Below are 26,681 nucleotides of genomic sequence, written 5' to 3' on the forward strand. Positions count from 1 at the left end.
GTCTTGGTCTCAATGGTGACTCAGGTACCTGACTTGATTTTGGTCCAGGCCCGGGTCCGCGCCCGTTCCGCATCGCGCGGCAGGGGCTGCAGGGTGTACAGCGTACTCATCGCCGAATCGGTCGGGTACAGGTTGGGGTTATTGCGGATCGCCGGGTCAACCAGTTCCGTCGCGTCCTTGTTCGGGTTGGGGTAACCGACGAAGTCGCTCACCGGCGCAATCACCTGCGGTTGCAGCAGGTAATTGATGAAGGTGTAAGCGTCTTCGGTGTTCTTCGCGCCCTTTGGAATGGCGAGCATGTCGAACCAGATCGGTGCACCTTCCTTGGGCAGGTGCATGTCGACGGTCACACCGTTTTTGGCTTCCTTGGCGCGGTTGGCGGCCTGGGAGAAGCTGCCCGAGTAACCGACGGCAACGCAGATGTCACCATTGGCGATGTCAGCCATGTACTTGGAGGAGTGAAAGTAGGTGACATAGGGCCGGATTTTCATCAGCAGTGCCTCTGCCTTGGCGTAGTCCGCCGGCTGCTTGCTGTTGGGGTCCAGGCCGAGGTGTTGCAGGGCCAGAGGCAGGATCTCCGATGGCGAGTCCAGCAGGGCGACTCCGCACTGCTTGAGCTTGCTGATGTTTTCTTCCTTGAAGATCAGGTCCCAGCTGTCCACCGGTGCCTTGTCGCCCAGGGCGGCCTTGACCTTGTCCGGGTTGAAACCGATCAGGATGGTGCCGTACATGTAGGGCACCGCGAACTTGTTGCCCGGGTCGTTGGCTTCGATCAGCTTCATCAACTTGGGATCGAGGTGGTTCCAATTCGGCAGCTTGCTGCGGTCCAGTGGCTGGAATACGCCCGCTTCGATTTGCTTGGCGAGGAACACGTTGGACGGCACCACCACGTCGTAGCCGGAGTTACCGGTCAGCAACTTGGCTTCGAGTGCTTCATTAGTGTCGAAGATGTCGTAGACCAGTTTGGTCTGGGTGTTCTGCGCCTTGAAGTCTTCCAGGGCCTTGGGGGTGATGTAGTCGAACCAGTTGTAGACGCGCAACGTTCGCTCTTGGGCGTGAGCGGCCCCACCGAGCACCGTGGCGCACAACGCTGGCGCGATAAGACGCTTGAGTCTGTTCATTGTTATTGTTTCCTCATTGAGCGCGTTCGAAGCCTTCAAGAACGTTCACCGCATTGATGCCGATTTCCTCCACTGCATACCCGCCTTCCATCACGAACAGGGTCGGCAGCCCCAGCCTGGCGATGCGCTCGCCCATCGCCAGGTAGTCCGGGCTATCGAGCTTGAATTGCGAGATCGGATCGTCCTTGAACGTATCGACGCCCAGGGACACCACGACGATGCCGGCACCGTATGTTTCGATCTCTTTGCAGGCTTGTTCCAGTGCAGCGCTCCAGGCATCCCAGCCGCTGCCGGCGGGTAGCGGGTAATTGAAGTTGAAGCCTTCGCCTGCGCCTTCACCCAGTTCATCGTCGTAGCCGAGGAAGAACGGAAACTCGGCTTCCGGATGGCCGTGAATCGAGGTGAACAGTACGTCGCTGCGCTCGTAGAAAATCGACTGAGTGCCGTTGCCGTGATGGTAGTCGACGTCGAGGATGGCGACTTTGCTGTGGCCTTGGTCGAGGAAAGCTTGGGCGGCGATGGCGGCGTTATTGAGGTAGCAATATCCACCCATCAAGTCGCTGGCCGCGTGGTGCCCCGGTGGTCGGCATAGGGCAAAGGCACTGTGAGCACCGCCCTGAATCTGTGCCTGTGCGGTCAGGGCTACTTGCGCAGCACTGTAAGCCGCTTGCCAGGTGCCGGCGGTAATCGGGGCTCCGCCGTCGAAGCTGTAGTAGCCGAGTTGACCGTGCAGGCTGGTGGGTCTGATCGCACGCAATGTCCGCGCCGGCCAGGTGTAGGGGAGCAAGTCGCCGTCAGTATTGAATTCAGTCCAGCGTGCCCAGGCGCCTTTGAAGAAGTCCAGGTAGTCGCGGCTGTGGATGCGTGCGATCGGGTCGAGGCCGAAATCTTTCGGCGCTTGCACGGGACCGAGGTCCTGGTGCTGCACTCGTTGCAGCACGTGGTCGGCACGCGAGGGCATTTCAAAGCAGGGCTTGAGTTGCCCGTCGATCAATTCGCAGCGACCGTGGTGCAGATGATGGTCGTCAGAGTAGATGGTCAGCATTTCTTGTTCTCCGCAGGCTGATTCGGTTGAACACAGTCTTGCTCGCGCAGGGCGAGTCGGAGAACGGCAGGAAAGGCCAAAAGGGGATCGATGTGGCCAAAATAATTGACCGAAATTCGCCCCTCTGTGGCGAGGTAGCTTGCTCCCGCTGGTCTGCGCAGCAGACCCAAACCGAGTATCGCGTTCCTCCATTCAGACAGTGGGTGCAGTTTTACGACTGCTGCGCAGCCGAGCGGGAGCAAGCTCCCTCGCCACAGGGGGAGGACTCATGGTCTGAACTGACTTGGCGCTACGCCGCTCCAGCGCACAAACGCATGGCGGAAACTGGCGGTCTCGCTGAAGCCCAGTGCTTCAGCGATCCTGTAGATCGGCATCTGGTCTTCGCACAGCAGGTGTTTGGCTTGCTCGAAGCGTAACTCGTCGAGCAGTTCCTGATAGCTGCATCCCAATTCCCTGAGGTGGCGACGCAACGTTCGCGCAGAACAATTCATCTGCTGCGCCAGGCCTTCGAGGCCCGGCGCGGCATTGAGTTGCGCACGAAGCAACTGCCGGATGCGCCCCAGCCACGCCTGCCGTCCAGTGAACTCGAGGTTCTGCTTGCGGCAACGCTCGGCCATTGCCTGATGGGTGATGGTGTCGGCCAGTGGCAGGGGGTGATCCAGCCAGCGCTTGCCGAAGGCGAAAGCGTTGTCCCGCGCGTTGAATTGCACTGGGCAGTCGAAGTGTTCGGCGTAGGTCGCTTGATAGTCCGGTCCCGCATGCTCCAGGCGCGCCGCCAGTAAAGGCAGAGGGTGTCCGAGCAGGTCATCGCAAATGACTTTGAGCGACACCAGGCAGAACTCTGCGTTGAATACTGCCAGTGCCGGGTTTTCCCGGTAATCGGCGGCGACGAACCAGATTCGCTCACCGTCGTCTTCCAGGCTCAACTCGAAAAGTGTTCCCAGCAGCGCCGGATAGCGCATCGCCAGGCGCAAAGCGTCACCGAAGGTGGCACTGGTGAGGAGGGCATAACCGAGCATGCCGTAGGATGAAACGTGCATTCGCCGGCCCAGTTCCAGGCCGATATCACGCTTGAGCGCGACCGCGTTGGCGCAGACCTGCATCTCTTGATTGGTCGTGATGCGCGTATCCGCCCGGTTCAGATCCGCCGCACTGATACCGCTGCCGGCGAGCAAGGCGTCGCTGGACAAGCCTTTGGCCTTGAAGGCGTCGAGCACCAGAGAGACAGCGTTGAGGGTGGTGAGGTGGGAGTGGAGCATGTTGGCTTCCAGCCTTGGGATTGACTGGAAGACAGCAATTTATATGCCGCGATTAAAACTGTAGGAGCGAGCTTGCTCGTGATGGCGGTTGATCATTCAACACTGGCGTTGGCTGATACTCCGCTTTCGCGAGCAAGCTCGCTCCCACAGGTCGTGTGGTGTATCAGCTGAGCTCGCCACACAGGTCCAGCTCGACCAGCCGCCGCACTTCAGCGGTGTCCAGCCCCCCACCCAGCAGCGCATGCAGCTTGCCGAACGCCGCTTCACGGGTCATACCGCCACCCGAAAGCACGCCAGCGCCGCGCAAACGGCTACCGGCCTCATACACATCCAGCTCAACGCCACCTTCATGGCACTGCGTCACCGCGACGACGACCACGTCGTTATCCCGGGCCCGCGACAGCGCGGCGAGAAACTCGGGGTTGTCGCTCGGCCCGGTGCCGCTGCCGTAGCACTCCAGCACCAGGCCTTGAATGCCGCTGTTGAGCACGCCGTCCAGTTGCTCGGCACCAATCCCAGGGAACAGTGGCAACACTGCAACTTTCGCCAAGTGTCTTTGTTGCTGGTAGCCAAGCTGCATCGGCAAAACAGCGGCTTTCGCACCGCCACCCTGCCGCTCCAGGCGCTTGAATGGATGCCGACCGAAACTGCGCACTTTCGCGCAACGAGTCGGGTCCAGCAGTTCGCCGTGGAAGTACAAATGCACACCGGGGGCCAAGCCATGACCCAGCGCTACCAGCGCACCGCCGAGATTTTCCCAGGCATCGCTGTCAGCTGCGCCGGCCGGCAGCATCGAACCGGTGAAGCATACCCGGGCCTGCAAGCCGAGCAGCTGAAAGCTCATCGCCGCCGCGCTGTAGGCGAGGGTGTCGGTGCCATGAAGGATCAGCACACTGTCGCAGCCCTGGACATCGACGGCGTCAACCACTGCTTCACGCAATTGCTGCCAGTACGCGGGGCTCATGTTAGCGCTGTCGATCAGTGGCGACATCTCGCGAAAACGCCACTGGGGGACCACCAACTCAGGCTGGCTGTGCAGGTATTCGCGCATTCGCGCTTCGAAACCCGACGCCGGAGCCAGGCCGTTGATGCTGGCCTGCATGCCGATGGTGCCACCGGTGTAGAGCACCATGACGAGCTGGGCGGCAGGGTAGGTCGAGGAATTCATGGAGGATCTCCGGAGAACGATGACTTCCTGTGGGAGCGGGCTTGCTCGCGAAAGCGGTGTATCAGTCGACATCAATGCCGCCTGACACTCCCTGTTCGCGAGCAAGTCGAACCGCCGCTCCTACATGGGGTTTCGCACTTTAACCGATCAGCGTTGCGCTGCGGGTACGCCTTGCGACTCAGCTTCAGCCTGGGTGGCTGCGGCTGGCGGATTGGCTGGCCAGGCTTTCAGGTCGAGGTCCAGGTCCAGGAACTTGCTGGAGTCGAATACCGGGGTCTTGATGCCGGCAGCGCGTTGGTCGTCGTAGTCGCGCAGGATACGCATGCCGATGTTAAACAGCAGGAACAGCGCGATCAGGTTGACGAAGGCCAGCATGGTCATGGTGATGTCGGCAAATGCGAACACCGTACCGAGGTCTTCTATCGCACCCCAGAAGATCAACACCAGCACCAGCGCACGGTAACCAATCAGCGCCTTGCGGTTTTCACCAATCAGGAAGCGCAGGTTGCTCTCGCCCAGGTAGTAGTTGTAGAGGATCGAAGTGAACACGAACAGCGACAGCGCCACGGAAATGAACATCCGGCCCCAGTCACCCACTACGGCTGCCAGCGCGTTCTGGGTCAAGGCAATGCCATCGCCTTCGAAGCCGGGGGTATAGAAACCCGACAGCAGGATCAGCAGTGCGGTACAGGTGCAGATCACGAATGTATCGAGGAACACGCTGAACGCCTGCACCACGCCTTGCGCCACCGGATGCTCGACCGACGCCACCGCGGCCACGTTAGGCGCACTGCCCAGGCCTGCCTCGTTGGCGAACACGCCGCGCTTCACGCCCATGATAATCGCACTGCCAATCAGGCCGCCAAACGCCTGATCGAGGCCGAAAGCGCTCTTGACGATGGTCATCAACATGCCTGGCACCTGATCGAATTGCAGCGCGATCACGTAGATGGTCACGCCGATGTACACCAGCGTTTTCACCGGCACCAGCAGGTCGGCGACCTTGGCGATACGATTGATGCCACCGATGAACACCAGGCCCAGCAGCACTGCCAGACCGATACCGGTGTAGGTCGTGTCGAGCCCGAAGGCGTTGTTCAGCGAGTGAGTGACAGCGTGAGACTGCAAACCGTTGAAAGCAAAGCCGAAGGTGATCAGCAGCAGGAATGCCATGATCATGCCCAGCCAGCGTTTCTGCAGGCCATGTTGGATGTAGTAGGACGGGCCGCCACGGTACTGGCCTTCGGAATCGCAGCGCTTATAGAGCTGGCCGAGAGAGCATTCGAAGAAGCTGCTGGACATGCCCACCAGAGCGGTCACCCACATCCAGAACACCGCGCCCGGGCCACCCAGGGTCACGGCGATGCCGACCCCGGCGATGTTGCCTGCACCGACGCGGCCGGCGAGGCTGAGCATCAGGGCCTGGAACGAGCTAAGTTGCCCGGCGCTGCTTTTGAGGCTGTCGCGGAACACCGCAAACATGTGGAAGAAGTGGCGCAGTTGTACGAAACGCGAGCGGATCGTGAAGTAGCTACCGAGCCCGACAATGAGCACGATCAGTACTTTTCCTGAGAGGAAGTCGTTAATGACTTCGAGCATGGATTATTCCTCGCTGTTTTTTGTGTAGGCAAATGCTGGGCGGGACAGAAACATCGCGTTACACCAGTTTGCGCGCAGCAAAACGGGCGAGGCGAAGGTTTCGTCCCGGTTCCAAATCGCGGGTTTGTTATTAGTTCGGGTTTCGCATGGGTTTAGGCCTCGTTACCAACGGCCGCTCACGCGAAGAGGGGCGGCACTATACCCATGCTTTTCTGTGGGAGCGAGCCTGCTCGCGAAAGCGGTTTATCAGTCACATCTATTCCGGGTTGTCACCGCCATCGCGAGCAGGCTCGCGGCCACTGGTTTTTCGGTAAAAAAAAGGGCCTGGGGAGTACATCCCCAAGCCCTCAAAAGGTGAGAGGTGTCTAGTCCCTCGACCTGGTGAGCGGTGCTGCCAATAGCGCGTCGGGTCAGGCTTTAAGCGGGACCAGACGCGGAGCGATCATGTTTTCCGGGCGCAGGATGTCAGCGAGCATTTCGTCGTCGAGCAAGCCTTCTTCGCGCACCAGTTCCAGCACGCCACGGCCGCTTTCAAGAGCGATACGGGCGATACGGGTGGCGTTTTCATAGCCGATGTACGGGTTCAGTGCGGTGACCAGGCCGATCGAGTGTTCGACCAGTTCGCGGCAGCGTTCTTCGTTGGCGGTGATGCCGACGATGCAGTGCTCGCGCAGCATGTCCATGGCGCGTTGCAGCAAGCGGATCGAGTCGAAGATCTTGAACGCGATCAGCGGCTCCATCACGTTCAGCTGCAGTTGGCCGCCTTCGGCCGCGATGGTCAGGGCCAGGTCATTGCCGATGATCTGAAATGCGACCTGATTCACTGCTTCCGGGATAACCGGGTTGACCTTGCCGGGCATGATCGAGCTGCCTGGCTGACGGGCCGGCAGGTTGATTTCGTTGATGCCGGTGCGTGGGCCACTGGACAGCAGGCGCAGATCGTTGCAGATCTTGGAGAGCTTAACGGCGGTGCGCTTGAGCATGCCGGAGAACAATACGAAGGCGCCCATGTCGGAAGTGGCTTCGATCAGGTCGGCAGCCGGCACCAGCGGTTGACCGCTGATCAGGGCCAGGCGCTGAACGGCCAGGTGCTGGTAGCGCGGGTCGGCGTTGATGCCGGTACCGATTGCAGTGCCGCCCAGGTTCACTTCAGTCAGCAGCTCGGGAGCCAGGGTCTTCAGGCGTGCCAGGTCTTCACTCAGGGTGGTGGCGAAAGCCCGGAATTCCTGGCCGAGAGTCATAGGCACGGCGTCTTGCAGTTGGGTACGACCCATCTTCAATACGTGGCTGAATTCTTCACCCTTGGCGGCGAACGACTGGATCAGGCTGTCGAGGCTGGCCAGCAGCGCGTCGTGACCCAGCAGCAGACCCAGGCGAATTGCCGTTGGGTAGGCGTCGTTGGTCGACTGCGCCATGTTCACGTCGTTGTTCGGGTGCAGGTATTGGTATTCGCCTTTCTGGTGACCCATGGCCTCCAGGGCGATGTTGGCGATGACTTCGTTGGCATTCATGTTGGTCGAAGTACCAGCGCCGCCTTGAATCATGTCCACTACGAATTCTTCGTGGAAATCACCGCGGATCAATCGTGCACAGGCTTCGCTGATGGCAGCGTGCTTTGCTTCGCTCAGGTGACCGAGTTCGCGGTTGGCGTCAGCGGCGGCCTGTTTGACCATTGCCAAGCCGACAACCAGCTTCGGGTAATGCGAAATCGGAACGCCGGAGAGACGGAAGTTGTTCACCGCTCGTAGGGTCTGGATGCCGTAATACGCTTGAGCCGGTACTTCGAGTACGCCAAGCAGGTCTTTTTCTGTGCGGAAAGATGCAGCGGAGGACATGATAGAAATCATCTCAATATGGACCCGGGCTGTGCCGGAACACTGCAAATGCTAGGCTTCTAGAGTGTTTTCGGCCAATGCTGTTAAACACTAACCTATGCAAATTCGGCATAATGCGAATGTGACGCCGTATTCGCGACGAGCGTGTGACCTAATTTGGTGCGTGTCCGGGAGGACTTGATGAATCTGGAAAGTAAATGGCTTGAGGACTTCAGCGCCCTGGCCGCTACCCGAAGTTTCTCCCAGGCCGCCGAACGCCGTTTTGTGACGCAACCGGCCTTCAGCCGGCGCATCCGCAGCCTGGAAACAGCGCTGGGACTGCAGTTGGTCAACCGCTCGCGCACGCCGATTGAACTGACGGCGGCAGGGCAACTATTCCTGGTCACTGCGCGAACCGTGGTCGAACAACTCGGTGAAGTACTGCGTCACCTGCATCACCTGGAAGGCGGGCAGGGCGAGGTCATGCAAGTCGCTGCGGCGCACTCGTTGGCCTTGGGTTTCTTTCCGCGCTGGATCGCCCAACTGCGCAACGAAGGCCTGAACATCGCCACTCGACTGGTCGCCACCAACGTCGGCGACGCGGTGCATGCGCTTCGCGAAGGAGGTTGCGATCTAATGCTGGCGTTCTACGACCCTGACGCTGCGCTGCAGATGGATCCTGAGATTTTCCCCTCTTTGCACTTGGGCCAGACCGAAATGCTCCCGGTGTGCGCCGCCGATGCCAATGGAAAGCCACTGTTCGATCTCGAAGGCGAAGGCAGTGTGCCGCTGCTGGCCTACAGCGCCGGGGCATTCCTCGGGCGTTCGGTGAATATGCTGCTGCGCCAGCGGGCACTGCGATTTACCACCATCTATGAGACGGCAATGGCCGACAGCCTAAAGAGCATGGCACTGGAAGGCCTGGGGATAGCGTGGGTGCCGCAACTGAGTGTGCGCGCCGAGTTGGCGCGCGGGGAACTGGTGGTGTGCGGCGGCCCGCAGTGGCATGTGCCGCTGGAAATTCGTCTGTATCGCTGTGCGCTGGTGCGTAAGGCGAACGTACGGTTGTTGTGGCGCAAACTGGAAGGCGGTGCGGCGGCCGGAGCTTGATGAGCCCTGTGCTCGAGCATTACGGAAAATTTTCCAGGTATTCGCGCATGTTTTGCCGATTTTTCTCACTGAATTTATAACTGTTCCCGCGGAACGGAGAGGCGGGGTCCGCTAACATTACGGAGTCCTGCCACCAGCCTGCAAAGTGCACTTCGCTATCTTCATGGGTTGCACCAAGCATATGTCCTATTTCATGCGCAGGCGCATTGCGAGAAGTGATTGCAGCGATAGCGGCGTAGCTCCTCATAAAGGTTACGCCCGCCACACCCCCCAGCAAACCCCATAAGGTTTCATCAATGTTATATCGGGTCAGTAAAAGAATTTTAACTAAGCCGCTGTGAAAGCTTTGTTGTTTATATATCGAGCGATACAGTTCTTCTGTTTTTTGTTTCCAGCCCATCACCGCGGCGCCTGGGTCGTCATTCCTGTAGTTGTAATCGGAGAGCTCAGTCACATCTTCCTTGTCGGACATATGAATAAACACAGGGCGTCCAGAAATGTCCTCCAACTCAGTCTTGAGCCAGCCGAAGTAATCTTCGTATAGTTTTTCCCGGGGGTAGTCTTGCAGGTCATTATGAATGACCACCATGATTGCGATGGGTTTTTTCATGGTTTATTCCTCGTTAAATTTAGGGTGCTTTTAAATTACCTTGGGTTGCTTTTGTCATCGAGGTTTAAACTGTTTCAGCATTATTGTTGTTGAAGTATCACTGAGCTAAAGAACCATAAAACTGCTTGTTGCTTGAACTTAAATAGTTGCATGGAATAGCCGTTGGCAGGCCATAGCTTTTTGACTGCATAGTCAACAAATGGCGCTTTTCGCGCTTCCATGACAGATGGTCGCGACAGGGGCTGTTTATCTGCTTGAGTGAGGTATACTGCGCGGCCTTCGGCCGGCTTGACTGGCCATAATTCATACAATCGAGCCACGCATTTTTGCGTGGCTTGTTGTTTTTTGACGCGCCTGCGGGCGCCCAGAGAGAAGAGGCACGACGATGAGTGCACTGGTTGGCGTGATCATGGGCTCCAAGTCCGATTGGTCCACCCTTAGCCACACCGCCGATATGCTGGAAAAGCTCGGCATTCCCTACGAGGTGAAAGTGGTCTCTGCCCACCGCACCCCGGACCTGCTGTTCCAGTATGCCGAAGAGGCCGAGGCGCGTGGCATTGAGGTGATTATCGCCGGTGCTGGCGGCGCGGCGCATTTGCCTGGCATGTGTGCGGCCAAAACCCACCTGCCGGTACTCGGCGTGCCCGTGCAGTCGTCCATGCTCTCGGGCGTCGACTCGCTGCTGTCCATAGTGCAGATGCCGGCAGGCATTCCGGTTGCCACCCTGGCCATCGGCAAAGCCGGTGCGATCAACGCAGCCCTGCTCTCGGCGAGCATCCTGGGCGCCAAGCACCCGCAGTTTCACGCGGTGCTGAAAACATTCCGTGCTGAGCAGACAGACAGCGTCCTGGAAAATCCAGACCCACGCATCGCCTGAGGTTGTTGACGATGAAGATCGGTGTAATCGGTGGCGGCCAGTTGGGTCGCATGTTGGCGTTGGCGGGCACCCCGCTGGGCATGAACTTCGCTTTCCTGGACCCTGCGCCGGATGCTTGTGCAGCCGCATTGGGCGAACACCTGCGGGCCGATTATGGCGATCAGGATCACCTGCGCCAGCTGGCGGATGAAGTCGATCTGGTGACCTTCGAATTCGAAAGCGTGCCGGCTGAAACCGTCGCGTTTCTCTCGCAGTTCGTTCCGGTCTACCCAAGCGCCGAGGCGCTGCGCATTGCTCGTGATCGCTGGTTCGAGAAGAGCATGTTCAAGGACCTGGGAATCCCGACGCCAGCGTTCGCCGACATCCAGTCGCAAGCTGACCTGGATGCCGCAGTGGCTTCCATCGGCCTGCCTGCCGTGCTGAAAACCCGCACTCTGGGCTATGACGGCAAGGGCCAGAAAGTCCTGCGCAAACCCGAAGATGTCGTTGGTACGTTTGCCGAACTGGGCAGCGTGGCCTGTCTGCTGGAAGGTTTTGTGCCATTCACCGGTGAAGTTTCACTGATTGCCGTGCGCGCTCGCGATGGCGAAACCCGATTCTACCCGTTGGTACACAACACCCATGACAGCGGCATCCTCAAGCTTTCCGTGGCCAGTACCGATCACCCGCTGCAAGCCCTGGCCGAAGATTACTCCAGCCGAGTCCTCAAGCAGCTGGATTATGTCGGCGTGATGGCGTTCGAGTTCTTTGAGGTTGATGGTGGTCTCAAGGCCAACGAAATCGCCCCCCGCGTTCACAACTCCGGACACTGGACGACTGAAGGCGCCGAGTGTAGCCAGTTCGAAAACCATCTGCGCGCTGTTGCCGGTCTGCCGCTGGGCTCGACTGCCAAGGTCGGTGAGAGCGCAATGCTGAACTTCATCGGCGTCGTGCCGCCGGTTGAGAGAGTGATCGCCATCGCCGACTGCCACCTGCATCACTATGGCAAGGCATTCAAGGCCGGTCGCAAGGTCGGTCATGCCAACCTGCGCTGTGTCGACAAGGCCACGCTGGAGCAGCAGATCATCAAGGTTGAAGCGCTCATCGCCGAATAGTTTCACCTGGCAGCGGCGGAACCATTCAAGGCCCGCCGTTCTCTGATGGCAGTATGCGAAAGTCTGACTAGTCTTGCGCATAGCCATTCAATCAGAGGGAAATGTCATGGGAATTATTGGAACCATCTTTATCGGCCTGATCGTCGGCCTGCTGGCGCGTTTCCTGAAACCGGGCGATGACAGCATGGGCTGGATCATGACCATCCTGCTCGGTATCGGCGGTTCGCTGGCTGCCACGTATGGCGGCCAGGCGTTGGGCTTCTACCAGGCCGGCGAGGGCGCAGGTTTCCTCGGCGCGCTGGTCGGTGCGGTGATTTTGCTGGTGATCTACGGCTTGATCAAAAAGAACTGATTCAAGTGATAAAGCCCTCTCTGCGCGGCGTGCAGAGAGGGCTAGAATGCTCGGCGTTCTAACGTCTTTCCAAACCCGAGCACTTCCATGCGCCGTATTTTGTTGACCGTACTTTTGCTGGGCGCCAGCATCGCCCATGGCAGTGAGCTGCCGGAAACCGACTGGCTGGAACTGATGCCCAAGTCCGACCAGAAGGCCCTTGAGGCCATGCCGGAAATCGATCACAACTCTCCCGAAGGCGATGGCACCTTTACCGAAAAGGGTGGCATGAAGCAAAGTAAAGGCTTGCCTGCGGTGATGTATTCGACCAAGACCGTAGCGTCGATGAACGACAAAAACATCCGTATCGGTGGTTATCCGGTGCCGCTGGAAAGCGATGCCAGGGGCCGCAGTACGCTGTTCTTCCTGGTGCCCTATCCAGGCGCCTGCATCCACGTGCCACCACCGCCGCCCAACCAACTGGTGCTGGTGCGTTACCCAAAGGGCTTGAAACTGGATGATATCTACACGCCGCTATGGGTAACGGGCACGCTGAAAGTTGAGAAGGTCAACAATGACCTGGCCGATGCGGCGTACGCGCTGGATGCGGCGAAAGTCAGAGTGGTGGAAGAGTCTGATCTGTAGATAATCACACTGTGAGAAGGGGGCCGCGGGGCTTATGATGGTACGCTGGCGATGCTCACACCGAGCGTGTGACTCGCCCCCGGCGCCAGCACTACCGCATCATTCATCACATTCGCCGTCTCGATGCACAGCATGCGTTGCCAGCCATCATCCGCCATGTCGCTGAATGCTGCCGCGCGCTCAGTCCATGGGTTCCAGATCACCGCCGAGCGTGAGCCGCTGCTGCTAAGCTCAATCCGTCGTTTCCACGCCGGGTCAACAATGCTCAGCTTTTGGGGAGCATCGAGATAAATGCGATCAGTCTCGCCGGTGAATTGCAGGTCACCGATCTGCTTCACGGTTTTCCAGTCATCCAGCGTCTCGATGTAGTCCAAGCCATTCAGGCCCTCGACATGCACTGTACGCACATCGCTGACCGCGAAATAGCTGTGCAATGCCTGGCTGATCGTGACGCTTGAACTGCCGCGATTATGACTGCACAGGCCGATATGCAGTTGCTCATCCAGGAGAATGCTCAGCTTCAGGTCCACTTCATGGGGCCAGCCTGGAAAGCCGCCATCGGGGTAGGGCAGGACGAACTCCACCTTCAGGCTTTCACCCTCGATCTGGATGCCGGCCAGCTCCCAGTCCATCGCCCGGACAAACCCGTGGGCCGTCGGCTGCTCCTTGCTGACTCGCATGGCCTGCACACTCTGCGGGTTGCGCGACAGATTGCCGAACCATGGCCAGCAGACCGGCACGCCTGCACGAATGCTCTTACCGGCCTCGAACACGGCCTCATCGTTAAGCCAGATCAGCGGCGGTTGGCCGGCCAATTGATAGCTGAGGATTTGCGCGCCTTGCTGGGCCACCAGCAATTCGGCCTGACCGTGGCGGATGCGCCAGCAGTTCAGTTCATCCAGTTTCATGGCTTCAACGTTGGGCGTGCTCATGGGGCGACTCTCAATATGGAGCAGGGCTGCAGTGGCCCTGCTTTTGACGCTTTCGGTTATCGAGCTCTGGACGGCACCGAGCGGGTGCGCCCACTGCCGTCGATGGCAACGAATACGAACACCGCTTCGGTGACCTTGCGCCATTCGCTGGACAGCGGATCGTCGCTCCACACCTCGACCATCATCTGGATCGAGCTACGGCCGATTTCCAGGGCCTGGGTATAGAAGGAGAGCTGGGCGCCTACCGCTACCGGTACCAGGAACGCCATGCGATCGATCGCCACGGTCGCTACGCGACCGCCAGCGACCTTGCTGGCCATCGCGGTGCCAGCCAAATCCATTTGCGCAACCAGCCAACCGCCAAAAATATCGCCGAAACCGTTGGTTTCACGCGGCAGTGCGGTGATTTGCAGGGCAAGGTCGCCTTGCGGGATTGGATCTTCTTGTTCGAGCTCTATCATGCCGGGGGTGCCTCTGACCCGTGACTCTTTATTAGTACTTCAGGTGAATAGCCGTCCTAAGAAAAAACGATTCAGCCTCGAACATACTACGTTCGTCACGTTTTTCGTAAGGCGCCTAAAGGGAAACTCTGCGAAATCGCCTATGTACCCCGGCAGGCGTTTTCGCACAGCAACCCAGTCAAATCTTTGCAAGATTGCGAGTATATCGGTCGGTAGACTCCGAGACGACCGTCCGGTTCTCATTTCGACCGTCAAAAATGCACATCCATGTGCTTTTTCGAACAATTTGCTATCGTGCCGGACCTGCCCAAGCCTCGGCCAGAGCTGTTGAGGTTGCAGATCCGACTATAAGAGAAGCCCTTGCCATGACCACAGCGCCCTCGAGCACCGCGCAGCCAGCCCAACCCGCACGTCCGCTAACCCGTAATGACTACAAGACTCTATCGCTGTCGGCTCTCGGCGGTGCGCTGGAATTCTACGACTTCATCATTTTCGTATTCTTCGCCACGGTGGTGGGCAAACTGTTCTTCCCGGCCGACATGCCCGAGTGGCTGCGGTTGATGCAGACCTTCGGCATCTTCGCTGCCGGTTATCTGGCACGCCCATTGGGCGGGATTGTCATGGCGCACTTCGGCGACCTGCTGGGTCGCAAGAAAATGTTCACCCTGAGCATTTTCATGATGGCGGTGCCGACCCTGATCATGGGGCTGTTGCCGACCTACGCGCAGATCGGCATGTGGGCGCCCATTTTGCTGCTGCTGATGCGAGTCATCCAGGGCGCGGCCATCGGCGGGGAAGTACCCGGTGCTTGGGTCTTCGTTTCCGAGCACGTGCCACAACGTCACATCGGTTATGCGTGCGGCACCCTGACCAGCGGCCTGACGGCTGGCATCTTGCTAGGCTCATTGGTCGCAACCGCGATCAACAGCATTTACACCCCGACAGAAGTCTCTGATTACGCCTGGCGCATCCCGTTCCTGCTAGGAGGTGTGTTTGGCCTGTTCTCGGTCTACCTGCGTCGCTGGCTGCACGAGACGCCGGTATTTGCCGAGTTGCAACTGCGCAAGGCGCTGGCCGAAGAGGTGCCGCTGAAGGCCGTGTTGCGTGACCATCGCGGCGCAATCCTGATTTCCATGCTGCTGACCTGGTTGTTGTCCGCCGGCATCATCGTGGTCATTCTCATGACCCCGACCGTGCTGCAAACCGTTTACCATTTCGCACCCACTGTCGCCTTACAGGCCAATAGCCTGGCAATCGTATTCCTGAGCATGGGCTGTGTCGCTTCCGGCGCATTGGCTGACCGCTTCGGCGCGGGTAGGGTATTCGTGTTCGGCAGCGCCGCGTTGCTGATCAGCTCGTGGACGTTCTATCACAGCCTATTCAACCATCCGGACTGGCTATTCCCGATGTATGCCTTGACCGGCTTGCTGGTAGGCACCATCGGTGCGGTGCCATACGTGATGGTTAAAGCCTTCCCGGCGGTGGTGCGCTTCAGCGGGCTATCATTCTCCTACAACCTGGCCTACGCCATTTTCGGCGGCCTGACGCCGATGGTAGTGACCCTGCTGCTCAAGGAAAGCCCGATGGGGCCGGCCTACTACGTCGCGATTATTTGTGTTGTCGGGATTGTGGTGGGTGGGTATCTCTGGAAGAAGGGGCGCTAGCCCGCAATCTTCTTCAGCCTTCCCGGCCCCATCGCGAGCAGGCTCGCTCCCACATTGATTCTGTCGTCACTTCAGAGTCCCGTGGGCGCGAGCCTGCTCGCGATGCGGGCAACGCGACTGTCCCCTTTGGCATCGAATGCTGGCCTTTCATCCAATTGTCATATTTCAGCCATAGAGTGTTCACACGGCCTGCTGATACTTGGCCCCGACTTAACACATCCAATCTGCTAGGAGTAAGGCATGAAACTGAAGCGTTTGATGGCGGCAATGACTTTTGTCGCTGCTGGCGTTGCGACTGCCAACGCGGTTGCCGCTGTTGACCCTGCTATCCCGAGCTACACCAAGACCACTGGTGTGTCGGGCAACCTGTCCAGCGTCGGCTCCGATACCCTGGCCAACCTCATGACTCTGTGGGCTGAGAACTACAAAAAAGAATACCCGAACGTAAACATCCAGATTCAGGCCGCTGGTTCCTCTACCGCGCCACCTGCGTTGACTGAAGGCACCGCTAACCTGGGCCCGATGAGCCGCAAGATGAAGGACAACGAGCTGCAAGCTTTCGAAACCAAGTACGGCTACAAGCCAACCGCCATTCCGGTTGCCGTGGACGCCCTGGCTGTATTCGTCCACAAGGACAACCCGATTCAGCACATGACCATGGAGCAAGTCGACGCCGTCTTCTCGTCCACTCGTCTGTGCGGTGGCAAAGCCGACGTGAAAACCTGGGGCGACCTGGGTGTGACTGGCGACCTGGCGAACAAGCCGGTTCAACTGTTCGGTCGTAACTCGGTATCGGGCACCTACGGCTACTTCAAAGAAGAAGCCCTGTGCAAAGGCGACTACAAGCCGAACGTTAACGAGCAGCCTGGCTCGGCTTCGGTTGTGCAGTCGATCAGCTCCTCGCTGAACGGCATTGGTTATTCGGGCATCGGCTACAAGACTGCCAGCGTGAAGACCGTGGCACTGGCCAAGAAGGGCAGCGCCGAATTCATCGAAGACAGCGAAGAAAACGCCCTGAACGGCAAGTATCCGCTGTCGCGCTTCCTCTACGTTTACGTCAACAAAGCGCCGAACAAGCCTCTGGCCCCACTGGAAGCCGAGTTCGTGAAACTGATTCTGTCCAAACAGGGCCAGGAAGTTGTAGTGAAAGACGGCTACATCCCACTGCCAGCCAAAGTTGCCGCAAAAGCACTGGCTGACCTGGGTCTGGCCGAAGGCGCCAACGTAGCAAAGAAGTGACACCCTGAGCCCGGGGTAACCCCGGGCTCTGTAGGAGCTGTCGAGTGAAGCGAGGCTCCTACACCCCCCAAATTCTCGCTCCGCTGCCAGTCTCCATAGGCGGCGGATTTGTTGCGTCACTGCACTGTCATCTTTCTGTCATACAGGATCGCTAGGGTGTGCGAATGAATGATCTGGCCAATTCCACAATGACTACAAATCCCCCCAAGCGAATTGATTTCAATACGCCTGAGTTGCAACGCAAGCGCCGTATGCGCGCGCTCAAAGACCGCCTGACGCGTTGGTACGTCCTCATTGGCGGCCTTGCCGTGCTCGGGGCGATCACGCTGATTTTCTTCTTCCTGGGCTACGTTGTCGCGCCGCTGTTCCAAGGTGCCGACTTGACGGCCAAGGACTCGATCACGCCCGCCTGGATACAGGACGCCGGCAAGCCGCTGATGATCTCCCTGGAAGAACAGAACCAGGTGGCCATGCGGGTTTCCGACAAGGGTCAGGCGCTGTTTTTCGACATTGACAGTGGCGCCGAGCTGCGGCGCGTCGATCTGCCAGTTCCGGCTGGTAGCCAGGTGACTTCCATCGGCGAAGACCAGCCGGGTTCCCCATTGGTCGCGGTAGGCTTTTCCAATGGCCAGGCCCTGGTATTCCGCCACACTTACAAAGTGACCTATCCCGACGGCAAGAAAACTATCTCGCCGGCCATTGAATACCCGTATGGCGAGACCCCGATCGCGCTGAACGAAGCGGGCGGGGCTCTGGAGCATGTCAGCCTCAACGCAACGGATTCGACTCTCATGCTGGTGGGCTCCACCGGCTCGCAGCTCAACGTGTTGTCGCTGACCAGCGAAGAAAACATGATGACCGGCGAAATTACCAAAGAGCAGAAGCGTATCGATCTGCCACAGATGACCGAGTCGGTGAAAAACATCTTCGTCGACCCGCGTCAGCAGTGGCTGTACGTGATCAACGGGCGTGCCCAGGCCGACGTTTTCAGCCTGCGCGACAAGAGCCTCAACGGTCGTTACAAGCTACTTGAAGATGGCGAAGCGCAGATTACCGCCAGCACTCAGTTGGTGGGCGGCATCTCGCTGATCCTTGGCGATTCCAAGGGCGGCCTGGCCCAGTGGTTCATGGCTCGCGACCCGGATGGCGAGCAGCGTCTGAAGCAGATTCGCACCTTCCAGATGGGCACCGCTCCAATCGTTGAGATCACTGCCGAAGAACGTCGCAAAGGCTTCATCGCCCTGGATGCGTCTGGCAAACTCGGTGTGTTCCACAGCACCGCGCACCGCACCCTGCTGGTGGACCAGGTTGTCGATGGCCAGGGCATTTTTGGGCTGTCACCGCGGGCCAACCGGGTGATCGTCGAGGTGGACGGCAAGATTCAACCGCTGCTGCTCGATAACCCGCACCCGGAAGTTTCCTGGAGCGCGCTGTGGAGCAAGGTCTGGTACGAAAACTACGACGAGCCTAAATACGTCTGGCAATCGACCGCCGCCAACACCGATTTCGAACCCAAGCTGAGCCTGTCCCCACTGACGTTCGGTACCCTGAAAGCGGCGTTCTACGCCATGCTGCTGGCCGCGCCATTGGCTATTGCGGCCGCGATCTACACCGCCTACTTCATGGCGCCGACCCTGCGCCGCAAGGTCAAGCCGGTGATCGAGCTGATGGAAGCAATGCCGACGGTGATCCTCGGCTTCTTCGCCGGCCTGTTCCTCGCTCCCTACGTGGAAGGACACTTGCCAGGCATTTTCAGTCTGTTGATGCTGCTGCCCATCGGCATTCTGGTAGCAGGCTTCGTCTTCAGTCGCCTGCCTGAATCCGTACGCCTGAAAGTGCCGGATGGCTGGGAGAGCGCGATTCTGATTCCGGTGATCCTGTTCGTGGGCTGGCTGTCGTTGTACATGAGCCCGTACATGGAAAACTGGTTCTTCGGCGGCGACATGCGCATGTGGATCTCCCACGACTTGGGTATTACCTACGACCAGCGCAACGCCCTGGTGGTTGGCTTGGCCATGGGGTTTGCGGTCATCCCGAACATCTATTCCATCGCCGAAGACGCCGTATTCAGCGTACCTCGTGGTCTGACCCTGGGGTCCCTGGCTCTTGGCGCCACGCCTTGGCAGACCATGACTCGCGTGGTGATCCTGACCGCCAGCCCGGGAATTTTCTCGGCGCTGATGATCGGCATGGGGCGTGCGGTCGGTGAAACGATGATCGTGCTGATGGCCACCGGTAACACCCCGGTCATGGAATTGAACCTGTTCGAAGGCCTGCGCACACTGGCCGCCAACGTCGCGGTGGAAATGCCCGAATCGGAAGTTGGCGGCAGCCACTACCGCGTGCTGTTCCTCTCGGCCTTGGTGCTGCTGTTGTTCACCTTCGTCATGAACACCCTCGCGGAACTGATTCGTCAGCGTCTGCGCAAGAAATACTCGTCGCTTTAAGAAAGGTAGAAGTCTGTGAAACAGAACTCCCTGAATGGATGGTTCAAGAGCGGCGCCCCAGGCGTCTGGATCAGCGGTGGCGCGGTGTCCATCGCGGTCATCATGACGATCGGCTTGCTTGCTGTGATTGCTGTGCGCGGTCTTGGCCACTTCTGGCCGGCGGACCTGATCCACGCCAGCTACGACGTGCCTGGCCAGGCCAATCACCTGGTCGTCGGCGAAGTGGTGCAAAAAGAAGAAGTGCCCCGTGAGCGCCTGAAGAGCGCTGGCCTGCCAGTGCCCGATCAGGGTCCGGAGTTCATGACTCGGGAGCTGATCAAGGTCGGCAACCGAGACTTGAACGGCAATGACTTCATCTGGATCGTTGGCGAGTGGCTGACTAACCAGAAGACGCCGCCGGAGCTGATGGCGATCGAACGCCGCGAGTGGGGCAACTTCTACGGCTACCTGGTCAACGTCAAGCAGGATGGCAAAGTCATCGCCGAAGGCGAGGCGGCATGGCCTGAGTTGCAGGCACGAGTCGACCGAGTCAACAAGCTGGCGGCCGAGCTCAAGACTCTGGAGAAGTCCGACATCGGCGCGATCAACGCCGGGCTGGAACGCATCCGCCTGCACAGCCGTAAACTGGAACTGGACGGCAAGCTGGACGCTACCGCGCAAGCGGACATGGAGTCTGAGCGCGCCGAACTCAACGCCCGCTACCAGGGCATTGAGGCGCGTCTGGCCGAACTGCATGCCCAGTTCAATCGCGACAGCCTGACGGCCCGCGATGCGAACGGCAAAGAGATCGAAATCGGTATTGGCAAAGTGGTTCGTGCCTATCAGCCGAACGCCATGGGCACCATGACCAAGATCGGCTTTTACTTCAGCAAGGTCTGGGAATTCCTGAGCGACGACCCGCGTGAAGCGAACACCGAAGGCGGGATCTTCCCGGCGATTTTCGGCACCGTGATGATGACGTTGATCATGGCGATGATCGTGACTCCGTTTGGCGTACTGGCCGCAGTGTACCTGCGTGAATATGCCAAGCAGAACACCATGACTCGCCTGATCCGCATCGCCGTGAATAACCTGGCAGGTGTCCCGGCCATCGTTTACGGCGTGTTCGGCCTGGGCTTCTTTGTTTATGTACTGGGTGGCTCGGTTGACCGGTTGTTCTTCCCTGAGGCCCTGCCGGCGCCGACCTTTGGTACTCCGGGGTTGCTCTGGGCGTCCCTGACCCTGGCGCTGTTGGCGGTGCCGGTGGTGATTGTGGCCACTGAAGAAGGCCTGGCGCGGATTCCTCGCACCGTGCGCGAAGGATCGTTGGCCCTCGGCGCGACCAAGGCGGAAACGCTGTGGAAGATCGTACTGCCAATGGCCAGCCCGGCGATGATGACCGGCATGATCCTCGCCGTGGCCCGTGCCGCTGGTGAAGTGGCGCCGCTGATGCTGGTGGGTGTGGTGAAACTGGCACCTTCGCTGCCGCTGGACGGAAACTACCCCTACCTTCACCTTGATCAGAAAATCATGCACTTGGGCTTCCATATCTACGACGTCGGCTTCCAGAGCCCGAACGTCGAAGCCGCACGCCCATTGGTCTACGCCACGGCGTTGCTGCTGGTGCTGGTGATCGCGACCTTGAACCTGTCGGCCGTCTATATCCGTAACCACCTGCGCGAAAAATACAAAGCTTTAGACAGTTAAGACCAACCCTGTGGGAGCTGGCTTGCCAGCGATGGCATTACCGATGTGTAACTGATACACCGCATCGCCTGCATCGCTGGCAAGCCAGCTCCCACAAGGATCGGCACAAGCCACAGAACTTCAGTAACCCATTGGCAAGGCCAGTGGTTCAACGAACCGAATTTGTTAGCACAGGGAGCCTCCCATGCAGCACGAACCACATACCCACGGCATCAACATGTCGGCCTTGGGTCGCGACAAACAGAGTCTGACCCTCGAGCATGAAACCGTGGCCATCGAAGTGCCCGGCCTGAGCCTGTTCTACGGTGACAAGCAGGCGCTGTACGACGTCAGCATGAACATCCCGAAACAGCGTGTTACCGCCTTTATCGGCCCGTCCGGCTGCGGCAAATCCACGCTGCTGCGCACCTTCAATCGCATGAACGACCTGGTCGACGGTTGTCGTGTGGAAGGCGCCATCAACCTGTACGGCAACAACATCTACCGAAAAGGCGAAGACGTTGCAGAGCTGCGTCGGCGCGTTGGCATGGTGTTCCAGAAGCCGAACCCGTTCCCGAAGACCATCTACGAAAACGTGGTCTATGGCTTGCGCATCCAGGGCATCAACAAGAAGCGCGTACTCGATGAAGCCGTGGAGTGGGCGCTCAAAGGTGCGGCCTTGTGGGACGAGGTAAAAGACCGTCTGCACGAGTCGGCACTGGGTCTTTCCGGCGGTCAACAGCAGCGTCTGGTGATCGCCCGTACCATCGCCGTGGAACCGGAAGTGCTGCTGCTCGATGAGCCGTGCTCGGCCCTAGACCCAATCTCCACGCTGAAGGTCGAAGAGCTGATCTACGAATTGAAATCGAAGTTCACGATTGTCATCGTGACCCACAACATGCAACAGGCCGCTCGGGTGTCCGACTACACGGCGTTCATGTACATGGGCAAACTGGTGGAATTCGGCGACACCGATACCCTGTTCACCAATCCGGCGAAGAAACAGACCGAAGATTACATTACCGGGCGGTACGGTTAGTAGCAGTTGCGAGCCGCACGCTTCAAGCGGCAAGTAAGAGCGGTTCGAGTACGACACAATCCAGCTTGCAACTTGTAGCTTGCAGCTCACAGCTTATGCGGAGCAGACACAATGATTTCTAAGGAAGGCCTTACCCACCACATTTCCGCGCAGTTCAACGCCGAGCTCGAGGAAGTGCGCAGCCACCTCCTGGCCATGGGCGGACTGGTGGAGAAACAGGTAAACGACGCGGTTACCGCGCTGATCGAAGCGGATTCCGGCCTGGCCCAGCAGGTTCGCGAGATCGATGACCAGATCAACCAGATGGAACGCAACATCGACGAAGAGTGCCTGCGCATTCTGGCTCGTCGTCAGCCTGCGGCGTCCGACCTGCGTTTGATCATCAGCATCTCCAAGTCGGTGATCGACCTGGAGCGGATCGGTGACGAAGCGACCAAGATCGCCCGCCGGGCCATACAATTGTGTGAGGAAGGTGAAGCGCCGCGCGGTTATGTCGAAGTGCGTCACATTGGCGACCAAGTGCGCAACATGGTTCGCGACGCCCTGGACGCCTTTGCTCGCTTCGACGCCGACCTGGCGTTGTCGGTGGCCCAGTACGACAAGATCATCGACCGTGAATACAAGACTGCCCTGCGTGAACTGGCGACCTACATGATGGAAGACCCGCGTTCTATCACGCGTGTCTTGAGCATCATTTGGGTGCTGCGGTCCCTGGAGCGGATTGGCGATCACGCGCGCAATATTTCCGAACTGGTGATCTACCTGGTGCGCGGCACCGACGTGCGTCACATGGGTTTGAAGCGCATGAAAGAAGAAGTTGAAGGCACAAGTAGCGAAACCGCTAATGTTCCGGGTGTAACTGACGATAAGTAAGTTTGCCCAAGAGAAACGCCCGGCCTTTTGGTCGGGCGTTTTTGTTTGTGGTGTACGAATTCGAAGCAGCACCCGTGAACGAAAAGTCCCGGCGTGACTGAGGGTTTATGGCAGTGTGCTATCAGCAGAGCGCTATGCTTGCCGGGTTTTTGGAAGGGGTGATGGATGAGTAAGGTCAGTGTATTGGTCGTGGACGATGCGTCATTCATTCGTGACCTGGTGAAGAAATGCCTGCGCAACTACTTTCCGGGTATCCGGATCGAGGACGCAGTCAACGGCAAGAAGGCTCAGGTCTTGCTGGCCAGGGAAACGTTCGACCTGGTCCTGTGTGACTGGGAGATGCCGGAAATGTCCGGCCTGGAGCTGCTGACCTGGTGCCGCGAGCAGGACCGACTCAAAACCATGCCGTTCGTGATGGTGACCAGCCGTGGCGACAAAGAGAACGTCGTCCAGGCGATCCAGGCGGGTGTTTCCGGCTATGTCAGCAAGCCCTTCAACAACGAGCAGTTACTAACCAAGGTCAAGCAGGCCCTGAACAAGATCGGCAAGCTCGACGCATTGTTGAACAGCGCGCCGGCCAAAATGACCTCAGCATTCGGCAACGACTCCCTCAACGCCTTGACCGGCGGCCAGGCGACAGTCGTAACTGCGCCTGCGGCCCCCGCGCCATCACGTGGCCTGCTCAATAATCCGCCGCCAAGGGCCGTTGCGGCAGCGTCTGCTTCTGCTTCTGCAGGTCGTGGCCAAGGGCAGTTGCGCCTGTCGAGCGGTAACCAGCAATGCGTGATCAAGGCTTTGAGCCTCAAGGAAGCCTTGTTGGTGGTGAAGCGTACTGACACGTTGCCGCAGGTGCTCGATAGCGCCGTGCTCGACCTGGAGCAGGGCGACAACGCCGAGATCGCCCGTCTCAACGGCTACCTGCATGCCATCGTCGCCTACGAACCCAAGCCTGATAGCGAGTGGTTGCAGCTGACCTTCCGTTTCGTTGATCAGGACGCTCAGAAGCTCGATTACATATCGCGGTTAATAGCACGTGGTACGGTACAGAAGCATTTTGTGCCAGGTGCTTAAATCCTTGATGAACTGAAAGCCGCCATCGCGAGCAGGCTCGCGATGGCGTCATCAGATTCACCACGCATCCATTGATCCGCCGGTTTTGAAACATCTGCGACCTACCCAGGTCCATTGCAGCTGCTAGGCTCCCTCCCAGGCCTTCCCTCGACAGAACCTTTGCCCATGCTCGCGCGCCTGCTGTTTTTCTGTGGTCTTTTCCTGGCCTCCACCTCGGTCGTGGCCATGACTATCTACAAGTCCAAGGACGCCAATGGCGTGGTCTCCTACAGCGACCACCCCTCAAAAGGGGCCAAGGTGTTTGTTTTTCGTGATCGCATGGTCGAGCGCCTTGAAGGCCAGGTGTACCTCGACATCAAGAAGCAGCAGGGTGCAGACAGCGTATTTGTGCGAAATGACTTGTACGCACCGGTGGAGATCGAATTGAGCTTCGCCGGCCTGAAGAACGTCAGCGGTGCGCCGAGCCGACCGATTCGCCGTGTACTGCCTGCACGCAGCAACCTGCGCCTGGCGCTGCTCACGACCACCCGGGCAGGAAAGCCGCTGGTGTATACCCCGGCGTTCAAATACTCCTTGGGCGACCCTGCAGGCGCTGCCATGGCTTATCGTTACCCATTGCCCTGGCGGGGCGGGCCATTTCGTCTGAGCCAGGGTGCGAATGGCCAATACAGCCACTTCGGCGCCAAAAGCCGCTATGCCATGGACATTGCCATGCCTGAGGGCACGCCGATCATTGCGGCCAGGGGTGGGATGGTGGTGAATACCGAGAATAACCAGACCGGCCGCGGTACTGATCCATCAGGCAACTTCGTGCGGGTGCTGCACGACGACGGGACCATGGGTGTATACCTGCACCTGATGCAAGGTTCGGTCAGCGTTCGGGAAGGTCAGCGGGTCGGCGTGGGCACTGCGTTGGCGCTGTCGGGCAATACCGGCAACAGCAGTGGGCCGCATTTGCACTTTGTGGTGCAGCGCAATACCGGAATGGGGTTGGTGTCGATACCGTACCAGTTCAATCAACCGGTAGGCGCGTTGCCCAACTTTGCGTTGGGTAAACAGTGAGGCTCTGAAAGCAAAAGATCGCAGGCTGCGGCAGCTCCTACAGGAAATTGCGATCCTTTGTAGGAGCTGCCGAAGGCTGCGATCTTTTGGGGTCAATGCAAATTAATCGAGCATCAACACCTTGGCCAAGACAATCTTCGGCCCTTTCATCTTCTTGATGATGATCCGCAGGCCTTCGACTTCCAGGACTTCTTCCTCCTCCGGCACCCGTTTCAGACTGTCATACACCAGCCCGGCTAGAGTTTCGGCTTCAACGTGGTCCAGGTCGATGCCTAGCAGTCGTTCCACCTTGAACAGCGGTGTATCGCCGCGCACCAGCAGTTTGCCCGGTTGATACGCGAGGATGCCGCGTTCAGCCTTGCGGTGTTCGTCCTGGATATCACCCACCAGCACTTCCAGCACATCTTCCATGGTCAGGTAGCCGATGATGTTGCCGTCAGCCTCCTCAACCAGGGCGAAGTGCGAGCCGCCTTTACGGAACTGCTCCAGCAACTGCGACAGCGGCATGTGGCGCGATACGCGTTCCAGCGGGCGGGTCAGCTCGGCGAGGTTGAACGACTCGGGTATGTGGTCCAGTGCCGCCAGTTCCAGCAGCAGGTCCTTGATGTGCAGCAGGCCGACGAACTCCTGGCTGTCACTGTCGTACACCGGATAACGGCTGAACTTGTGGCGACGGAACATCGCCAGGATTTCCTTGAGTGGCGCATTGAACTCCAGCGTCACCAGGTCTTCCCGGGAGTTGGCCCAGTCGACCACTTCCAGCTCGCCCATTTCCACCGCCGAAGCCAGCACGCGCATGCCCTGGTCGCTCGGGTCCTGGCCGCGGCTGGAGTGGAGGATCAGCTTCAGTTCTTCACGGCTGTAATGGTGCTCGTGATGAGGGCCGGGCTCACCCTGGCCGGCGATGCGCAGGATGGTGTTGGCGCTGGCGTTCAGCAGGTAGATGGCCGGGTACATGGCCCAATAGAACAGGTACAGCGGCACCGCGGTCCACAGCGACAACAACTCGGGTTTGCGGATGGCCCAGGATTTCGGCGCCAGTTCACCGACCACGATGTGCAGGTAGGAGATGATGAAGAACGCGGTGAAGAACGACACGCCCTTGACCACTTCGGCGGACTCCACGCCTACAGCGCTAAGGACTGGCTCGAGGATATGCGCGAACGCCGGCTCACCGACCCAGCCGAGGCCGAGGGAGGCCAGGGTGATACCCAATTGGCAGGCCGATAGGTACGCGTCGAGCTGATTGTGAACGGTGCGCAGGATATGTCCGCGCCAGCCGTTCTTTTCTGCAATGGCTTCGACCCGGGTCGAGCGTAATTTGACCATGGCGAACTCCGCAGCAACGAAAAAGCCGTTGAGCAAAACCAGGATCAGAGCAAAAAGAATCATGCCGAAATCGGCGAAGAGTGTCGCGAGGGTCAAGCCAGGGGATGGGTCCATGATGGAGTTTTGCGGGTTCCGTGTATTCGAAAGAAAGGACAACTGTGCACCTGAAAGGCAGGCACAAGTCAGCCAATGTAGCGGCTGACTGGGCGATTGCCTAGTGGCGCGT

Annotated in this window: 23 protein-coding genes; 13 read left to right on the plus strand and 10 right to left on the minus strand. The window is 58.9% G+C overall.

What is annotated here, in order from left to right; all coding sequences use genetic code 11:
- Positions 1–20: 20 nt before the first annotated feature.
- From L9059_RS07570 to aspA, 6 genes are all read right to left on the minus strand, one after another.
- Positions 21–1,121, minus strand: coding sequence for a polyamine ABC transporter substrate-binding protein (locus tag L9059_RS07570; RefSeq protein WP_247289737.1), 1,101 nt, complete (start codon positions 1,119–1,121; stop codon positions 21–23).
- Positions 1,122–1,134: 13 nt separating this feature from the next.
- The gene (locus tag L9059_RS07575) at positions 1,135–2,166 is read right to left on the minus strand and encodes a histone deacetylase family protein (RefSeq protein WP_247289739.1); all 1,032 of its coding nucleotides are present in this window, start codon (positions 2,164–2,166) and stop codon (positions 1,135–1,137) included.
- 266 nt (positions 2,167–2,432) lie between these two features.
- The gene (locus tag L9059_RS07580) at positions 2,433–3,425 is read right to left on the minus strand and encodes an AraC family transcriptional regulator (RefSeq protein WP_247289741.1); all 993 of its coding nucleotides are present in this window, start codon (positions 3,423–3,425) and stop codon (positions 2,433–2,435) included.
- A 163-nt stretch (positions 3,426–3,588) separates the two neighbouring features.
- Positions 3,589–4,593: an asparaginase gene (locus L9059_RS07585; protein ID WP_247289743.1), complete on the minus strand. Its 1,005-nt coding sequence runs from the start codon at positions 4,591–4,593 to the stop codon at positions 3,589–3,591.
- A gap of 147 nt (positions 4,594–4,740) precedes the next feature.
- Positions 4,741–6,192 (minus strand): alanine/glycine:cation symporter family protein, encoded by a 1,452-nt coding sequence (locus L9059_RS07590; protein ID WP_247289745.1) that lies wholly within the window; start codon positions 6,190–6,192, stop codon positions 4,741–4,743.
- 410 nt (positions 6,193–6,602) lie between these two features.
- Complete coding sequence (aspA, locus tag L9059_RS07595; RefSeq protein ID WP_247289747.1) at positions 6,603–8,027, minus strand: aspartate ammonia-lyase; 1,425 nt, start codon at positions 8,025–8,027, stop codon at positions 6,603–6,605.
- A 180-nt stretch (positions 8,028–8,207) separates the two neighbouring features.
- Between aspA and L9059_RS07600 the strand changes: the two genes are divergently transcribed.
- Complete coding sequence (locus L9059_RS07600) at positions 8,208–9,116, plus strand: LysR substrate-binding domain-containing protein (protein ID WP_247289748.1); 909 nt, start codon at positions 8,208–8,210, stop codon at positions 9,114–9,116.
- Between the two features lie 19 nt (positions 9,117–9,135).
- Here the strand turns inward: L9059_RS07600 and L9059_RS07605 are convergent, their stop codons facing one another.
- The gene (locus L9059_RS07605) at positions 9,136–9,726 is read right to left on the minus strand and encodes a zinc metalloprotease (protein WP_247289749.1); all 591 of its coding nucleotides are present in this window, start codon (positions 9,724–9,726) and stop codon (positions 9,136–9,138) included.
- Between the two features lie 385 nt (positions 9,727–10,111).
- Between L9059_RS07605 and purE the strand changes: the two genes are divergently transcribed.
- The 4 genes from purE (at position 10,112) to L9059_RS07625 (ending at position 12,673) form a co-directional block, all read left to right on the plus strand.
- On the plus strand, positions 10,112–10,603 hold the full coding sequence (purE, locus tag L9059_RS07610) for a 5-(carboxyamino)imidazole ribonucleotide mutase (protein ID WP_017341565.1): 492 nt from the start codon (positions 10,112–10,114) through the stop codon (positions 10,601–10,603).
- A gap of 11 nt (positions 10,604–10,614) precedes the next feature.
- The gene (locus tag L9059_RS07615) at positions 10,615–11,697 is read left to right on the plus strand and encodes a 5-(carboxyamino)imidazole ribonucleotide synthase (protein WP_247289750.1); all 1,083 of its coding nucleotides are present in this window, start codon (positions 10,615–10,617) and stop codon (positions 11,695–11,697) included.
- Between the two features lie 106 nt (positions 11,698–11,803).
- Positions 11,804–12,049 (plus strand): GlsB/YeaQ/YmgE family stress response membrane protein, encoded by a 246-nt coding sequence (locus L9059_RS07620; protein WP_045057799.1) that lies wholly within the window; start codon positions 11,804–11,806, stop codon positions 12,047–12,049.
- Positions 12,050–12,136: 87 nt separating this feature from the next.
- Positions 12,137–12,673: a DUF3299 domain-containing protein gene (locus tag L9059_RS07625; RefSeq protein WP_247289751.1), complete on the plus strand. Its 537-nt coding sequence runs from the start codon at positions 12,137–12,139 to the stop codon at positions 12,671–12,673.
- 32 nt (positions 12,674–12,705) lie between these two features.
- Here L9059_RS07625 and L9059_RS07630 read toward each other — a convergent pair whose 3' ends face one another.
- Both L9059_RS07630 and L9059_RS07635 read right to left on the minus strand, forming a co-directional pair.
- The gene (locus L9059_RS07630) at positions 12,706–13,605 is read right to left on the minus strand and encodes a D-hexose-6-phosphate mutarotase (protein WP_247289752.1); all 900 of its coding nucleotides are present in this window, start codon (positions 13,603–13,605) and stop codon (positions 12,706–12,708) included.
- 56 nt (positions 13,606–13,661) lie between these two features.
- Positions 13,662–14,066 (minus strand): acyl-CoA thioesterase, encoded by a 405-nt coding sequence (locus tag L9059_RS07635; RefSeq protein WP_003176975.1) that lies wholly within the window; start codon positions 14,064–14,066, stop codon positions 13,662–13,664.
- Positions 14,067–14,431: 365 nt separating this feature from the next.
- Here L9059_RS07635 and L9059_RS07640 point away from each other — a divergent pair, with 365 nt between their 5' ends.
- The 8 genes from L9059_RS07640 to L9059_RS07675 all read left to right on the plus strand — a co-directional run bounded on the left by L9059_RS07640 (position 14,432) and on the right by L9059_RS07675 (position 25,126).
- On the plus strand, positions 14,432–15,730 hold the full coding sequence (locus L9059_RS07640) for an MFS transporter (RefSeq protein ID WP_247289753.1): 1,299 nt from the start codon (positions 14,432–14,434) through the stop codon (positions 15,728–15,730).
- Between the two features lie 240 nt (positions 15,731–15,970).
- Complete coding sequence (locus L9059_RS07645; protein WP_247289754.1) at positions 15,971–16,969, plus strand: phosphate ABC transporter substrate-binding protein PstS family protein; 999 nt, start codon at positions 15,971–15,973, stop codon at positions 16,967–16,969.
- A 413-nt stretch (positions 16,970–17,382) separates the two neighbouring features.
- Positions 17,383–19,416 carry an ABC transporter permease subunit gene (locus L9059_RS07650; protein WP_247290027.1) on the plus strand — a complete coding sequence of 678 codons (2,034 nt, stop codon included), beginning with the start codon at positions 17,383–17,385 and terminating at the stop codon, positions 19,414–19,416.
- 15 nt (positions 19,417–19,431) lie between these two features.
- The gene (gene pstA / locus L9059_RS07655; protein ID WP_247289755.1) at positions 19,432–21,102 is read left to right on the plus strand and encodes a phosphate ABC transporter permease PstA; all 1,671 of its coding nucleotides are present in this window, start codon (positions 19,432–19,434) and stop codon (positions 21,100–21,102) included.
- 184 nt (positions 21,103–21,286) lie between these two features.
- Positions 21,287–22,120, plus strand: coding sequence for a phosphate ABC transporter ATP-binding protein PstB (gene pstB, locus L9059_RS07660; RefSeq protein WP_247289756.1), 834 nt, complete (start codon positions 21,287–21,289; stop codon positions 22,118–22,120).
- Between the two features lie 111 nt (positions 22,121–22,231).
- Complete coding sequence (gene phoU, locus L9059_RS07665; protein WP_247289758.1) at positions 22,232–22,993, plus strand: phosphate signaling complex protein PhoU; 762 nt, start codon at positions 22,232–22,234, stop codon at positions 22,991–22,993.
- A gap of 165 nt (positions 22,994–23,158) precedes the next feature.
- Positions 23,159–24,064: a response regulator gene (locus tag L9059_RS07670; protein WP_247289760.1), complete on the plus strand. Its 906-nt coding sequence runs from the start codon at positions 23,159–23,161 to the stop codon at positions 24,062–24,064.
- Between the two features lie 165 nt (positions 24,065–24,229).
- Entirely contained in the window at positions 24,230–25,126 is an 897-nt protein-coding gene (locus tag L9059_RS07675; RefSeq protein ID WP_247289762.1) for a peptidoglycan DD-metalloendopeptidase family protein, read from the plus strand.
- Between the two features lie 102 nt (positions 25,127–25,228).
- Here the strand turns inward: L9059_RS07675 and L9059_RS07680 are convergent, their stop codons facing one another.
- Positions 25,229–26,569 (minus strand): hemolysin family protein, encoded by a 1,341-nt coding sequence (locus L9059_RS07680; protein ID WP_247289764.1) that lies wholly within the window; start codon positions 26,567–26,569, stop codon positions 25,229–25,231.
- Between the last annotated feature and the right edge of the window lie 112 nt (positions 26,570–26,681).

This window comes from Pseudomonas violetae, assembly GCF_023072615.1.
In the GTDB taxonomy this organism is placed as follows: Bacteria; Pseudomonadota; Gammaproteobacteria; order Pseudomonadales; family Pseudomonadaceae; genus Aquipseudomonas; species Aquipseudomonas violetae.

What these genes read in the sequence shown, in the direction of transcription:
- L9059_RS07640 (WP_247289753.1), top strand. Translation starts at nt 14,432, where the DNA reads ATGACCACAGCGCCCTCGAGCACCGCGCAGCCAGCCCAACCCGCACGT.
- L9059_RS07625 (WP_247289751.1), top strand. Translation starts at nt 12,137, where the DNA reads ATGCGCCGTATTTTGTTGACCGTACTTTTGCTGGGCGCCAGCATCGCC.
- L9059_RS07635 (WP_003176975.1), bottom strand. Translation starts at nt 14,066, where the DNA reads ATGATAGAGCTCGAACAAGAAGATCCAATCCCGCAAGGCGACCTTGCC.
- L9059_RS07605 (WP_247289749.1), bottom strand. Translation starts at nt 9,726, where the DNA reads ATGAAAAAACCCATCGCAATCATGGTGGTCATTCATAATGACCTGCAA.
- L9059_RS07590 (WP_247289745.1), bottom strand. Translation starts at nt 6,192, where the DNA reads ATGCTCGAAGTCATTAACGACTTCCTCTCAGGAAAAGTACTGATCGTG.
- aspA (WP_247289747.1), bottom strand. Translation starts at nt 8,027, where the DNA reads ATGTCCTCCGCTGCATCTTTCCGCACAGAAAAAGACCTGCTTGGCGTA.
- L9059_RS07575 (WP_247289739.1), bottom strand. Translation starts at nt 2,166, where the DNA reads ATGCTGACCATCTACTCTGACGACCATCATCTGCACCACGGTCGCTGC.
- L9059_RS07600 (WP_247289748.1), top strand. Translation starts at nt 8,208, where the DNA reads ATGAATCTGGAAAGTAAATGGCTTGAGGACTTCAGCGCCCTGGCCGCT.
- phoU (WP_247289758.1), top strand. Translation starts at nt 22,232, where the DNA reads ATGATTTCTAAGGAAGGCCTTACCCACCACATTTCCGCGCAGTTCAAC.
- L9059_RS07620 (WP_045057799.1), top strand. Translation starts at nt 11,804, where the DNA reads ATGGGAATTATTGGAACCATCTTTATCGGCCTGATCGTCGGCCTGCTG.
- purE (WP_017341565.1), top strand. Translation starts at nt 10,112, where the DNA reads ATGAGTGCACTGGTTGGCGTGATCATGGGCTCCAAGTCCGATTGGTCC.
- L9059_RS07615 (WP_247289750.1), top strand. Translation starts at nt 10,615, where the DNA reads ATGAAGATCGGTGTAATCGGTGGCGGCCAGTTGGGTCGCATGTTGGCG.
- L9059_RS07630 (WP_247289752.1), bottom strand. Translation starts at nt 13,605, where the DNA reads ATGAGCACGCCCAACGTTGAAGCCATGAAACTGGATGAACTGAACTGC.
- pstB (WP_247289756.1), top strand. Translation starts at nt 21,287, where the DNA reads ATGCAGCACGAACCACATACCCACGGCATCAACATGTCGGCCTTGGGT.
- L9059_RS07585 (WP_247289743.1), bottom strand. Translation starts at nt 4,593, where the DNA reads ATGAATTCCTCGACCTACCCTGCCGCCCAGCTCGTCATGGTGCTCTAC.
- L9059_RS07645 (WP_247289754.1), top strand. Translation starts at nt 15,971, where the DNA reads ATGAAACTGAAGCGTTTGATGGCGGCAATGACTTTTGTCGCTGCTGGC.
- L9059_RS07570 (WP_247289737.1), bottom strand. Translation starts at nt 1,121, where the DNA reads ATGAACAGACTCAAGCGTCTTATCGCGCCAGCGTTGTGCGCCACGGTG.
- L9059_RS07675 (WP_247289762.1), top strand. Translation starts at nt 24,230, where the DNA reads ATGCTCGCGCGCCTGCTGTTTTTCTGTGGTCTTTTCCTGGCCTCCACC.
- L9059_RS07580 (WP_247289741.1), bottom strand. Translation starts at nt 3,425, where the DNA reads ATGCTCCACTCCCACCTCACCACCCTCAACGCTGTCTCTCTGGTGCTC.
- L9059_RS07670 (WP_247289760.1), top strand. Translation starts at nt 23,159, where the DNA reads ATGAGTAAGGTCAGTGTATTGGTCGTGGACGATGCGTCATTCATTCGT.
- L9059_RS07680 (WP_247289764.1), bottom strand. Translation starts at nt 26,569, where the DNA reads ATGGACCCATCCCCTGGCTTGACCCTCGCGACACTCTTCGCCGATTTC.